This window comes from Peptostreptococcus canis, from assembly GCF_014229965.1.
GTDB classification, from domain to species: Bacteria; Bacillota; Clostridia; order Peptostreptococcales; family Peptostreptococcaceae; genus Peptostreptococcus; species Peptostreptococcus canis.
In genome coordinates this window covers 51,903-65,922 of the sequence record NZ_JABGBW010000003.1, presented here as the reverse complement: position 1 = coordinate 65,922, position 14,020 = coordinate 51,903, and the positions used below count along the sequence as shown (strand labels likewise).

The window sequence follows — 14,020 nt, the reverse complement described above, 5'->3', positions numbered from 1 at the left end:
TTAAGTTAGAAAATAATATAAATATTGATAAAGATATGCTTAGAATTGATGGAAGAAGAAATGATGAGATAAGAAATATAAAAATAACCAGAAATTTTACAAAATATGCTCAAGGATCGGTTTTGATTGAAGTCGGCAATACTAAGGTTATATGTACAGCCTTTGTAGATGAATCGGTACCACCATTTATAAAGGGAACCGGAGAAGGATGGATAAGTGCTGAATATTCAATGCTTCCGAGTGCAACTGCCACAAGAAAGAGAAGAGATGTCAATAATGGCAAAGTGGATGGAAGAAGCCAGGAAATACAGAGATTAATAGGCAGAGCCGTCAGATCTGTTGTAAACCTGTCTTTATTAGGGGAAAGGACTATCTGGATAGATTGCGATGTTATTCAGGCTGATGGAGGTACCAGAACAGCATCAATTACAGGAGCTTTTGTGGCAATAGCCGATGCTTTATTCACTCTTGTAAAAAATGGCGAAATAAAAAGTATGCCTATGAATTCTATGATGTCAGCAGTAAGTGTAGGAATTGTAAATGGTGAAGTTCTATTAGATATATGTTATGATGAAGATTCTAATGCAGAAGTAGATACAAATGTCGTTATGAACAATAAAGGTGAATTTATTGAATTACAAGGAACCGGAGAAGAAAGGCCTTTTACTAAAGATGAGTTTTCCAAAATTATTGAATATGCGGAAAAAGGAAACAGAGAATTGATGAGAATTCAAAGGGATATTTTAGGAGAAGTTGCTGACAGCATAATTGGATGTGAATATGAAAGAGAAGCGGTTATAGCTACGGGAAATACTCATAAATTAAAAGAAATAAGAGATATGGTAGCCGATTTGAACTTTGATATTAAGTCGCTTAAAGATGTAGGTTTGGATGGGATAGAAATTATAGAAAATGGAAAAACATTTGAACATAATGCTTTTATTAAAGCCAGAACAATTGCAAGAAAAACAGGTAAAATAGCTATTGGAGATGACAGTGGTATAGAAGTGGATGCTTTAAATAAAAGGCCGGGAGTTTATTCTGCGAGATATGCGGGTGAAAATGCCACTGATGAAGAAAATAGAGCCAAGATGTTTGAAGAACTAAAGGGAATTCCGTTTGAAGAAAGAACGGCAAGATTTGTCTGTGCAATTGCAGTAGTTTTTCCAGATGGAAAAGAAATGCTTTCCAGAGGAAAGGTAGAGGGGAAAATAGCCCTTGAAGAAAGGGGAGAAAATGGATTTGGATATGACTGTATGTTTATTCCGGAAGGATATGAACATACATTTGGTGAACTTTCTTCGGAAATAAAAAATGGTTTAAGTCATAGAGGAAGATCTTTAGAAGAGATGAAATTAAAACTTAAGGATATACTTGAAGAAAGGATGATATGATTCCAATGAAGGTGATAATATTATCAGATACACACAGGGCAAAAAATAATATGGATAAATTAGTTCCGTACATTAAAGAAAATGTAGATATGATAATACATGCCGGTGATAATTTTAGGGATTCTGTTTATTTGTCGAACGTCTGTGAAAAATTCTATAGCAGTTGCAGGAAATTGTGATTTTGACAATGTGGAGGAAGAGTTAATTTTTGAATTAGAGGGTATAAAAATATTACTTACTCATGGTCATAGACATAGAGTAAAATACGGCATTGAATTTTTGGTGGATTATGCAAAATCTAAATCTGTAAATATAGTCATATTTGGACATACGCATAAGAAAGAGAATAGAATAATTGATGGAATACAGTTAATTAACCCCGGAAGTCTATCACTTCCAAGAGATGGTATAGATCAAAGTTATGTTATTATGAATATAAAAAATGGAGTTTACGACTTTGAATATAGATTCCTATAGGCTGGTATTGGTAATTTTTTTATTAAAAGACGTGCAATAATACGTATTTTATAGTATAATTAGTATGTTAAAATATGCTTATAAATTTAATCGATAATTTATAAAGTACGAAAATAATAGTAGGAGGATTTTTATGAAACCAGAATTTATTAAGAAAGATGGCAATTCTGTAACTTTCGAAATAGTAATTGAAGCTGCAGAATTTGAAAAGGCTATAGATAAGGCGTATAAAAAAACTAAATCAAGATATAATATTCCAGGATTTAGAAAAGGTAAAGCACCTAGAAAGATTATAGAATTAAACTACGGAAAGGGTGTATTTTTTAATGATGCTTTAGATATAGTATTGCCGGAAGTATATCCTGATGCAGTTGAAGAATTAAATTTAGCTGCAGTATCTCAGCCGGAAATGGATATAAAGGATATAAATGAAGATGGTTCAATAGTAATGGTTGCAGTGGTTGATGTTAAACCGGAATTCACTGTAGAAAATTATTTTGGAGTAGAGTTAGATAAAGTAGAAAAAATAATATCTGATGAAGATATAGATGCCGAACTAAAAGCCCTTCTTGAAAAGCAGTCAAGAATGGTAAGTGTTGAAAGACCGGTTGAAAATGGAAACATCGCAGTTATTGATTTTGCAGGTACTTTAGATGGAGTTGCATTTGATGGTGGAACTTCTGAAGGATACTCATTAGAAATAGGTTCCGGAACTTTTATACCGGGATTTGAAGAGCAAATAATTGGTAAATCAGTAGGTGATGAATTCGATGTAAATGTTACTTTCCCAGAGGATTATCCAACGGAAGAACTTGCAGGAAAGCCGGTTGTATTTAAGGTTAAAATAAATGAAGTAAAGGTAAAAGAACTGCCTGAACTTGATGATGACTTTGCAAAGGATACTACCGAATTTGAATCACTTGCAGAATTAAAAGAAGATATTAAGAAGAATCTTCAGAAAAAAGCAGATGAAGAATCTGAAAATGAAATGAAAAATAAAGTGATTGAAAAAGTAGCTGAAGGTGTTGAAATAGATATACCTGAGTCAATGATTGAATATCAATTAGACAGACAATTGGAAGAAATCAATATGCAATTGAGTTACCAGGGCTGGTCTTTAGATAAGTTTATGGAATTATCCGGTCAATCTATTGAAGAATTGAGAGATTCTAAAAGAGATGAGGCTAAATCTATAGTTAAGAACTCTTTAGTAATTGAGAAAATAGTAGAATTAGAAAATATAGAAGTAACAGAAGAAGATATAGACAAAGATATTGAAAAGATGGCTAATATGTACCAGATAGATGTAGAAAGAATAAAAGAATCTATTGGTGAAGCAGAAAAAGAAAGTATTTCAGGAAGATTGAAAAATGAGAAAGCAATTGATCTTCTATTAGAAAAAGCCAACCTTAAATAAAAAGTGATTTAAAAAGGGGATGACTCAAAAGTCGGTGTTTTTATATTTATCAATATAAAAGTTTCCATTTTCAGTGGTACTAATTTTGATAAAAGAAATTTTTGACTTATAGTCAGCCCCTTATCTAAAATAGAGAAAAGGAGGAATATTATGGCGTTAGTACCTTATGTTGTAGAACAGGATGGTAGGGGTGAAAGATCATATGATATTTACTCAAGACTTCTTAAGGACAGAATAATATTTTTAGGAGATGAAGTGAATGATACCACTGCAAGCCTAGTGGTTGCACAGATGTTATTTTTAGAGGCGGATGATCCGGATAAAGATATACATTTATATATAAATTCTCCAGGTGGAAGTGTTACAGCCGGAATGGCTATATATGATACTATGCAATATATAAAAGCGGATGTAAGTACAATTTGTATAGGAATGGCTGCATCTATGGGGGCTTTTTTGCTTGCTGCAGGAGCTAAGGGAAAAAGATTTGCATTGCCTAATAGTACAATAATGATTCATCAACCACTTGGTGGCTCAAGAGGTCAAGCGACTGATGTAGAGATACATACAAAATATTTATTAAAGACTAAAGAAAAATTAAATAAAATTTTATCGGAAAGAACCGGTCAGCCATATGATATAGTAAAGACAAACACAGAACGTGATAACTTTATGAGTGCAGAAGAAGCAAAAGAATTTGGATTAGTTGATGAGGTTATTTCTGAAAGGATATAGTCTTACAAGGAGGTGAAGTGATTGCCAAAGCAAGATAATAATAAACAATATAAGTGTTCTTTTTGCGGTAAGCATCAAGATCAGGTAAAAAGAATAATTGCAGGTCCGGGCGTATATATTTGTGATGAGTGTGTAGAGTTATGTAGCGAAATAATTCAAGAAGAAATAGATGGTGTAACAGAATGTTTTGAGGGTACCCTTCCTAAACCGGCGGAAATGATGGAAATTCTAAATGATTATGTGATAGGCCAGCAAAGTGCAAAGAAAGCACTATCAGTGGCAGTGTATAATCACTATAAGAGGATTTATAGCGAAAAAAAGAAATCCGATAGCGTTGAGATTCAAAAAAGTAATATATTACTTCTTGGTCCGACAGGTTCGGGAAAGACTTTGCTTGCCCAGACTCTTGCAAAAATATTGAATGTGCCATTTGCGATTGCAGATGCAACTTCTTTGACTGAGGCTGGTTATGTAGGTGAAGACGTTGAAAATATTGTACTTAAGTTAGTTCAAGCAGCTGATTTTGACATAGAAAAAGCTCAAAAGGGTATAATATATATTGATGAAATTGACAAGATTTCCAGAAAATCCGATAATCCTTCAATTACCAGAGATGTAAGTGGTGAAGGTGTACAACAGGCTTTACTTAAAATTCTTGAGGGTACTATTGCCAATGTTCCTCCTTCCGGCGGAAGAAAGCATCCACATCAGGAATTTTTAAAAGTAGATACTACTAATATATTATTTATACTAGGTGGTGCCTTTGATGGTATCGAAAAAATAGTACAAAAACGCGGAAAAGAAAAAGTTCTGGGATTTGGTGCAAAAATTGAAAGTAAGAGTGATTTGGATATAGGAAAATTATATGCCAAAGTTATTCCGGATGATTTGCTGAAATTTGGATTAATACCTGAATTTGTAGGTAGAATACCTGTTCTGGCAACTCTGGATTTATTAGATGAAGATTCTTTAGTAAAGATACTAACAGAACCGAAAAACTCTTTGGTGAAACAGTATACCAGATTATTTGAATATGATGATGTGAAAATAGAATTTGAAGAAGAAGCACTGCGTTCAATTGCAAAAAAAGCCATTGAAAGAAATACCGGTGCCAGAGGACTTAGAAGTATTATAGAACATGTCTTAATGGATACTATGTTTGAAGTTCCATCTATTGAAAATTTAGAAAAAGTTGTTGTGACTAAAGATAGTGTAGAGAATGAAGATGTAAAACCATTGATGATATTTAAAGATAATAGACAAATAGTCAATGATTCACCAATAAATGAATAACTTTTATTTCTAAGTAAATAAATCTCTCAATATAAAAATATTGGGAGATTTTTATTTTTTCGGTTTTAGTTTTTTAGATATATAAACAGAATTAATATGTTATTTTTGCAAAAAAATGATAATAAGAACTAAAAAATTGCATAAAAATATAAATAACTATATAATATCTGTTATAATATATGTACAATATGGTATAAGATAAATAACCGATAAAAAATTAGTTTTGTTATTGTAAGAGTTATTTTGGACAATAGATATAAGCTATGTAAAAAAATTGAGAGGAGAATAATATGAAAGATTTTAATGATTTATTAAATCCGTTGGAATTGCTAAAAACAATTAATGCTGTAAATAATGGCGATAAAAAGGCTATTGAAAAGCTTAAAAAAATAGAAAAAGAACACGAAATTTTTGGTGGAGTATATGAAAATTCAACAGAGAATTCAGATTATAAGCCAAATAATGAAACATTGGAACTGAAATCTGATTTTGAAAATGGAGATGGCAATGAAGGCGGATTCCATGATGATGGAAATTTTGGGAACGATAATGGTGATGGTGGAGAAGGAAAAAAGAAAAAAAAGGTAATATCATACGGAAGAAAAAAGGAAATGCCTATGATTCCTTTAAGAGGTATATCAATATCTCCATGCATGTTACAATCATTTGACATAGGAAGATTTAATTCAATTGAAAGTTTTGAAATGGCGATGTTGGATGATGAAAAGATATTTCTAGTAAGTCAGTTTGAAACAGATATAGAAGAGCCTTCTATGGATGATCTTTATTCTATAGGGACTATTTGTAGCATAAAACAGGTAATCAGAACATCGGATACATCTATTAGAGTTTTAGTTGAAGGACTTGGTCGTGCAAAGTTAAATTCCATGACTACAAATGAAAATGGAGCATGGATAGGAAATATAACACCTATAAAGTTTAAAGAGGAAAATATAGATTTTGATGAAAAAATGCATTTGGAAGCATATTCAAGGGCGATTGTAAGTCAGTTTGAAGATTATATGAGGATAGCCACTGATATACCTACTGATGCTGCCTTGGACATTTCTGATGCAAGTGGATATTCTATGATTGCCGATATCATATCTTCAAGTCTTTTTCTGAAATTTAGAGATAGACAAGATTTGTTAATAACATTGGATATTTTAGAAAGAATGAAGAAGTTGCATATATTACTTACTCAGGAATTGGAAGTAATAAAGATAGATAAAAAAATAAGTCAGGATGTAAAAAAACAACTTAATAAAGTTCAGAAAGATTATTACTTAAGAGAGCAGTTGAAGGCAATACAAAAAGAATTGGGCGAAGAGGACTATGAAGAGGAAATAGATGAATATAGAAAGAAACTGGAAGAATTAAAAATACATAAAGATACTTATGAAAAAATTTCCAGGGAAATTGAAAAATTTAATAGAACACCTATGGGTTCTCCGGATTATAATGTTTCGAGAAATTATTTGGATATTATATTCTCGCTACCTTGGAATAAGGAATCTAGAAATAGATTTGATATAAAGAAATCTGAAAAGATATTAAACGAAGATCATTTCGGTCTTGATGATGTAAAGGAAAGAATATTGGAATATCTTGCGGTAAGAAAGCTTTCAAAAAATTTAAAAGCCCCTATTATATGTCTTGCAGGACCTCCGGGAGTTGGAAAGACTTCCATTGCAAAATCAGTGGCAAGATCTTTAGGCAGGCCTTTTGTTAGAATATCTCTGGGAGGATTGAGAGATGAAGCGGAAATTAGAGGACACAGAAGAACTTATGTGGGAGCAATTCCGGGTAGAATTATAAATGCTATTAGAGAAGCAAAGGCTAAAAATCCTGTTATTTTACTAGATGAAATAGACAAAATGAGTAGTGATTTTAAAGGAGACCCTTCTTCAGCAATGCTTGAAGTACTGGATCCTGAACAGAATAAATATTTTACAGATCACTATTTAGAACTTCCTTTTGATTTGTCAAAAGTATTATTTTTAACGACAGCAAATGATCTTAGATCTATTCCAAGACCTTTATATGACAGAATGGAGGTTATTGAGATAGAAGGCTATCTTGAAGAGGAAAAATTAGAGATAGTGAAGAGATATATACTTAAGAAACAGTTAAAAGAAAATGGACTGGATAAGAATTTTATTACTATAGATGACGATGTAATAAAGTATATAATCAATAGATATACCAGAGAATCAGGTGTGAGACAACTTGAGAGAACAATTGCGAAACTTTGTAGAAAAGTAGTAAAGGAAATGTTTGAAAATCCAAAATTGGAACCTGTAAATATGACAAAAGAATTAGTGGTGAAATATCTTGGTTCTGAAAAATTTAAAGAAGATCCACTAGACTTGAAACCACAGATTGGAGTTGTTAATGGAATGGCCTGGACATCTGTAGGTGGTGTTACTTTGGAAGTAGAAGTTAGTACACTACCTGGAAAGGGTGAAATAGTATTGACAGGTCAGATGGGAAATGTAATGAAAGAATCTGCCAGAACAGGTATTTCATATATAAGATCTATTTCTGATGAACTTGGAATAGAAAAAGAATTTTATAAGAATAAAGATATACATATACATTTACCTGAGGGTGCTACACCAAAAGATGGTCCATCTGCCGGAATTACAATGACTTTGGCTACTATATCATCCCTTACAGGAAGGGCAGTTCCCGGAAATATAGCCATGACCGGAGAGATAACTTTGAGAGGTAGAGTTCTTGCAGTCGGTGGAATACGTGAAAAAGTATTAGCAGCTTATAGAATGGGAATAAGAAAAATTATAATTCCAAAAGATTGCAAATCTGATTTAGACAAAATACCGGAAAATGTAAAGGATGATATAGAATTCGTACTTGTAGAAAATATGAGTGAAGTATTAGATGTTGCTTTAATGGATAAAGAATAGGGGTAGTTATGTCGAAAGAAAAAATGAAGATAAGAAGTGCTGAAATCACGATGAGTGCTGTAAATAAAAAGCAATATCCATCAGAAGGAATACCGGAAATCGCTCTAGCAGGTAGATCTAATGTGGGAAAGTCATCTGTAATCAATGGACTTTTAAACAGAAAAAATTTTGCCAGAACTTCGTCTACTCCGGGAAAAACGAGAACTATAAATTTTTATCTAATAAATAATGAGTTTTATTTTGTCGATCTTCCGGGGTATGGATATGCCAGAGTTTCCAAAACTGAAAAGGAAAAATGGGGCGGAATAATGGAAAGATATCTTGAAAATAGAGATGAGTTATGTGCAATCTTATTGTTAGTAGATATCAGACATGATCCGACGGCAGATGATAAAATGATGTATGATTGGATTAAGCATTTCGGATATAGATGTATAGTAGTTGCTACAAAAGCTGATAAAATTTCCAGGGGTCAATATCAAAAACACATTAACGCAATAAGAAATAAATTGCAAATGGATAAGGATGAAAAGGTAATGGTTACTTCATCATCAAAAAAGATAGGTATATCTGAACTTTGGGACGAAATAGTTTCAGAGTATGAAAAGAATGGATATGAAATCACCTATGAAAAAACAATTGATTAAAACAATAAATTATAATAGTGATATTTAAAAATTTTAAGCAAGTAATTTAAGAATAATGAGAAAAAGGAATGAAATTTTTGATTTTAAATTTCATTCCTTTTTTGGTGCAAAAAAAAATAAAATATGACTATATTATTTTAGGTAAGGAGATGAGTTAATGGAAAAAATCTTGTCGTCGATAATATCAGAAAAATATGCATATAAAAACTGTGTTTTTCCACTAGAAATATCTGAATCGAAATTAGTAGTGCAAATGAAAAGTTTTGATATAAATACGGTGAATACTTTAAGAGCAAATTCCGGCAGAGAGGTAGTGGTAAAATATGCTTCCGAATCTTTGATATTGGAAAATATAAGAAAAAATTATTCCAACATCAAAAGGGAAGAAGATGAACACCTTAACTCGTATATTAAAGAATTAATAGAAAATGCCGTTAATTCTAATGCAAGTGATATTCATCTAGAACCATTTAATTTGGAACTTAGAATAAGGTACAGAATAAATGGCGATTTAAACATTATAGATAAATTATCATTGGATGATTATCCCAAAATATTGACCATGATAAAATTGAGAGCCGGTTGCGATATAACGGAAAAAAGAGTTCCCCAAGATGGAAGATTTACATATTCTTCATATGAGTGCAATATTGACATCAGAGTAAGCACAGTACCAACGGTACATGGAGAAAAAACTGTTCTTAGATTATTGAATAGAAATAATTTTATAAGGACTAAGAGTGAACTTGGATTTCTACCCGATGCGGTAGAAAAAATAGATAAAATATTAGAAAATAAATCTGGAATTTTAATTGTGTCGGGAGCAACCGGGAGTGGAAAATCAACTACTGTATACTCCTTACTTAATGAACTAAATAAAATGAATATAAATATTACAACAATAGAAGATCCGGTTGAGTATAGGATGGAAGGGATTAATCAGATACAGGTGAATAGCAAAACGGGAGTAAGATTTGATAATGGATTGAGAGCTATTTTAAGGCAAGATCCTGATTGTATAGTTTTAGGTGAAATAAGGGATAATGAATCCGCAAGAATAGCAATCAGAGCTGCAATGACGGGCCATTTGGTTATAGCGTCTTTACATACAAATGATGCAATATCAAGTGTTGTAAGACTTAGAGATATGGGAATCGAACCATATTTAATTTCCTCTACACTAATAGGGGTAATTTCCCAGAAACTAGTTAAAAGGGGCTATTTAAAAAAAATTTCTCAAAGAAATAGTGATTTAAAAATAGAAAAAAGTATTAATGAAAAAAGTAGAGGTAGAAAAAATTTTGATGCAGAAAATATATCAAAAAAAGATGAAAGAATATTGATATATGAAGTTTTAACGAGTTCGCCGGAGTTTATATCGGCCGTACGGTCAGAATGTGGAAGCGATGATTTAAAAAGAATTGCAATCAAAAGTGGGATGATAACTTATGAAAAATCTATTCGGGAAAAAGCTAAAAGAGAAAGAAATAATGACCATATGTAGACAGATTTCGAATATGTCAGCATCCGGATGTGACTTCATTACAATATTTAGCGTGTTGATTAATGCATCTACAGTTAATATGTCAAAAGTACTTAGTCTGGTTAAAAAAAATATTGAGAAGGGAAGGAATCTTACACAATCTTTTGCGATGACGAATTCGTTTTCAAATTTCTTTTTAAGTATGGTATATGCGGGAGAGGTAAGTGGTAATATAGATTTTGTTTTTAATGAAATGTCAAATTACTATGATAGAGAATGTAAATTAAAAAGCAAATTAATAGGTGCTTTAACATATCCATTACTGGTAGTTATTGTTTCTATAGTTGCATTTAATTTTATTATGATATTTGTAGTGCCCAACTTCAAAATGGCATTTAATATGGATAATGATAATCTTCCGCTATATACACTCATTGTATTTAAAATATCAGAATTTTTGAGACGTAATCTTATAATATTGGCGATATTAATCACTTTGATTGCAATTTCATTATATAGTCTACTCAAAGATAATGCAAAGTTTAAAGAAAATATTGATGAAAGAATATTAAAACTTCCGGTGGTTGGAAAAATATACACGTTAATTTTGACAGATAAATTTTCACGCACTATGAGTATACTGATGAAAAGTGGAGTAAATATAGGTGAAGCAATTGATATATCTACAAGAGTTATTGATAATGTGTATGTAAGTTCAAAAATGAAATTTGCAAAACAGAGTATAGAAAGTGGGAGCAATATTTCGGTATCTTTAAAGAAAACAAGTTTATTTCCGGAGTTATTTATATCTATGATATTTTCAGGTGAAATATCGGGAAAATTTGATGAAAGTCTTTATTTGGCGGGAGTGTATTATAGCAATGAATTAGATATAAAGCTTGAACAGTATATAAAATTAATTGAGCCGATTATGATAGTAATAGTTGGTATATTAGTCGGTTTGACTATGATAGCAATACTTTCACCTATGTTTGACATGATTTCCTCTATATCTTAAGAATTATAAGGAGATAGTTATGAAAAAATTAGAGAATGAATATATTAATGGGAAATACTTTATTTATGATAATTCCAGCGAGGGAAAAAAATGCAAAAAAAGAAAGGGTTTTTCAATTATAGAGATGGTTTTGGTAGTGTCTATAATAGGAATTCTTGCAGCGATTATAACGATAAAATATTCGAATGTGCAAAATAAAGCAAGGATAAATTCAGATTATGCTAATGCTTCCAGTATAGCAACGGCAATAGTTTTAGGCAGAAATGACGGGAAGGCAAGTACAGATTTAAACACAGTGGATAAATTGGTGAATTTAGGATATCTGCCAAGTAGTCCAAAGCCACAAAGTGAAAATACAGAATCTTTTACAATCGAAGTGAATGATGATAATGATAATATTAAAGTAAAAGCGGGAGAAAAAGTATTTTATCCTAAAAAGCAAGGTGATGGTAAGGATAAATAGACTTGGTAGTATGATAAGAAGCAAATAAAAATAGGGGGAAAAGCGTGAATAAAAATACGTATATGTTGTTTGAATCACAGGGTATTAGGCTAATTATTATAAAAAAAGATAGCAGACGAAATGGTGTAGATGTACTTTTAGACACTTTTTTGCCCCTTAATTTAAAATCTCTGAATTCAAAAGACAATATAAAAGATATATCATTTCAAATAATAAACTATATAGAAAAGATAGAGAGAAAAAATAAAGTTAAAATAAATAAAATCAAATTCTTGGATCAGGGGCAGAGTATAATAACAAAAGAATTAGAAATAGTAAAAAATTCAAAAAAGAAAACCATATGTGAGTATATAGAGATAGAAATGGCGCAGTTTCTCAGCGTCGATATTTCAAAATATAATACGATATATTCAAATATAAAAGAACTTGATAAAGATTTTATGTCTATAACTGCTATTTTGTATCCTAAATATATGTTGGATATAATTGATATGATTTATAAGGTGAGAAAAATTGAGTGTACAAATTTATATCTATATTATCAAGTTAGTCAGGAAATTCTAAAAGAAAAACTTTCAGAAGAAACATGTACCGTAGTTGATTTCAGAAAAAGGGATGCCGTACTTTCTGTTATAGAAAATGGAACTACTGTAAATACGATGGTTATAGAAGAAATAGATATAGATGAAAATATTATATATTTTTTGAATAAGAAAGAAAAAGTTATTTTTTTAGGCGATGAAAAAAACGATATATGCGGAACTTTAAAAAATAGTATAGAAAATTACTCAATAATAAATGACAGCGAATACATGCATATAAAATTTCTGGAAAAAAGAAAAAATACTTCTATTTTTAGAAAGAATAGAAATAAAATAGGAATACTAAATCTTGTTGACGAATTCGATAATAATGAGTTTTACAATAGTGTTTTTAAAATTTGGTTTGTATTTATCTTAGTTATATCTATATTAACGATGAGAAATTATTTGGATATGTCAAAACTTGAACAAAACTTATCTGAAAATAATCAAGGCATAAGAAAAGAAGTAAAAGAGGATGTAAGTTTAAAGGGGTATAAAAATTTATTTGGAATAGATGTGAATGAAATAATAGAAATTACTAATTTATTGTCCGATAATATATCAGAATTTAGAGTAAATAAAGAGGGAATCAATTTATCATTTTATTGTAATGATGCCAAAGAGCTGGATAATGTAACATCAAATTCCACATTTGAAAGGATGAATATTCTATCTATTGAAAATGAAAAAGAAATAATAGAAAATTTCGGTAAAAATGATGAAAATGACAGGGAAAATAAAAATGACAATTCTGATATATCTGATATAAAAGATAAATCAAATAAGCAAAATGATAAAAAAGAAAGAAAAATCGTAAATAGAATAAGGGTCAATTTAAAAAGATAGAAAGGATATTTATGAACACTAGAAAAAAAGAAAAAATATTGATTATATTAATTCTATTTGCTGTTCCTTTATTATTTTATTTAAAGATAAATAGTAATATAGATCAAAAAAAAGAAAATATAAAGAGTAATATTGAAAAATCAAGAGTTCATAATACAGAAACCAATAAAATTGTAAAAAGGGTATCTCTAAAAAAGCAAATAGCACTTTACGAACATATCTATAGTAAATTTAATACCGCAAAAATTATAAAAAGAGAAAATGATGAAGGATGTTTTTACTCTCTTCAAATAAACGCAAAAGAAAACAGATTAAATGAAATAATGAAATTACTGGATTCATATGGTGGCAAAATTGTGATAAACAGTATAGAATATAAAAAAGAGAATCAGTATAGTAGTTTTTTTATACAACTGGAATTATGTTGATAAAAATATGGCCATTACATAGTTGATAAGGGAATAATAGAATTAAGCAATACACTTAATCGCTATTTTAGTGAAGGGTGTTTTGTTTAATTCTTTTTTTTGTATAAAATATAATAATCTATTTTACGAATTTTATAAGAGGTTTTATAGAAATTCCCTTCAAATACATTGACAAGATAAAAATATGTAGTAATATAAAAAGATGGAACTGACTTATAAATTAAAAATTTTTTTTAAGTTTGAAAAAATTTAGAAATATATATTTTTAGATTGATCAAAAAAATATTGATTTTTAAATTGGCAGCTTA

Annotated in this window: 13 protein-coding genes; all 13 read left to right on the top strand. The window is 30.3% G+C overall.

Annotated elements, in window-relative coordinates; translation table 11 throughout:
• Positions 1-35: 35 nt before the first annotated feature.
• The 13 genes from rph (at position 36) to HLB29_RS05635 (ending at position 13,712) form a co-directional block, all read left to right on the top strand.
• Positions 36-1,394, top strand: a complete 1,359-nt coding sequence (gene rph / locus HLB29_RS05690) for a ribonuclease PH (RefSeq protein ID WP_185624299.1) — start codon at positions 36-38, stop codon at positions 1,392-1,394.
• A 5-nt stretch (positions 1,395-1,399) separates the two neighbouring features.
• Entirely contained in the window at positions 1,400-1,573 is a 174-nt protein-coding gene (locus HLB29_RS09715; RefSeq protein ID WP_279287997.1) for a metallophosphoesterase family protein, read from the top strand.
• Positions 1,539-1,871 carry a metallophosphoesterase family protein gene (locus HLB29_RS05685; RefSeq protein ID WP_330604425.1) on the top strand — a complete coding sequence of 111 codons (333 nt, stop codon included), beginning with the start codon at positions 1,539-1,541 and terminating at the stop codon, positions 1,869-1,871. Before HLB29_RS09715 ends, HLB29_RS05685 begins: the two co-directional genes overlap by 35 nt.
• Positions 1,872-2,004: 133 nt before the next feature.
• The gene (gene tig, locus HLB29_RS05680; RefSeq protein WP_185624196.1) at positions 2,005-3,288 is read left to right on the top strand and encodes a trigger factor; all 1,284 of its coding nucleotides are present in this window, start codon (positions 2,005-2,007) and stop codon (positions 3,286-3,288) included.
• Between the two features lie 150 nt (positions 3,289-3,438).
• Complete coding sequence (clpP, locus tag HLB29_RS05675) at positions 3,439-4,023, top strand: ATP-dependent Clp endopeptidase proteolytic subunit ClpP (RefSeq protein WP_185624195.1); 585 nt, start codon at positions 3,439-3,441, stop codon at positions 4,021-4,023.
• 21 nt (positions 4,024-4,044) lie between these two features.
• Positions 4,045-5,316, top strand: coding sequence for an ATP-dependent Clp protease ATP-binding subunit ClpX (gene clpX, locus HLB29_RS05670; protein WP_185624194.1), 1,272 nt, complete (start codon positions 4,045-4,047; stop codon positions 5,314-5,316).
• A gap of 611 nt (positions 5,317-5,927) precedes the next feature.
• The gene (gene lon, locus HLB29_RS05665) at positions 5,928-8,243 is read left to right on the top strand and encodes an endopeptidase La (protein WP_185624298.1); all 2,316 of its coding nucleotides are present in this window, start codon (positions 5,928-5,930) and stop codon (positions 8,241-8,243) included.
• A 23-nt stretch (positions 8,244-8,266) separates the two neighbouring features.
• Complete coding sequence (gene yihA / locus HLB29_RS05660; protein ID WP_185624297.1) at positions 8,267-8,890, top strand: ribosome biogenesis GTP-binding protein YihA/YsxC; 624 nt, start codon at positions 8,267-8,269, stop codon at positions 8,888-8,890.
• A gap of 157 nt (positions 8,891-9,047) precedes the next feature.
• Complete coding sequence (locus HLB29_RS05655) at positions 9,048-10,394, top strand: GspE/PulE family protein (protein WP_185624193.1); 1,347 nt, start codon at positions 9,048-9,050, stop codon at positions 10,392-10,394.
• Positions 10,339-11,391 (top strand): type II secretion system F family protein, encoded by a 1,053-nt coding sequence (locus HLB29_RS05650; RefSeq protein WP_185624192.1) that lies wholly within the window; start codon positions 10,339-10,341, stop codon positions 11,389-11,391. The genes HLB29_RS05655 and HLB29_RS05650 overlap by 56 nt, the downstream gene beginning before the upstream one ends.
• Before the next feature lie 19 nt (positions 11,392-11,410).
• Complete coding sequence (locus tag HLB29_RS05645; RefSeq protein WP_185624191.1) at positions 11,411-11,854, top strand: type II secretion system protein; 444 nt, start codon at positions 11,411-11,413, stop codon at positions 11,852-11,854.
• A 44-nt stretch (positions 11,855-11,898) separates the two neighbouring features.
• Complete coding sequence (locus HLB29_RS05640) at positions 11,899-13,284, top strand: hypothetical protein (protein ID WP_185624190.1); 1,386 nt, start codon at positions 11,899-11,901, stop codon at positions 13,282-13,284.
• An 11-nt stretch (positions 13,285-13,295) separates the two neighbouring features.
• A complete protein-coding gene (locus tag HLB29_RS05635) occupies positions 13,296-13,712 on the top strand; it encodes a hypothetical protein (RefSeq protein ID WP_185624189.1) in 417 nt (138 codons plus the stop codon).
• Positions 13,713-14,020 lie beyond the last annotated feature (308 nt).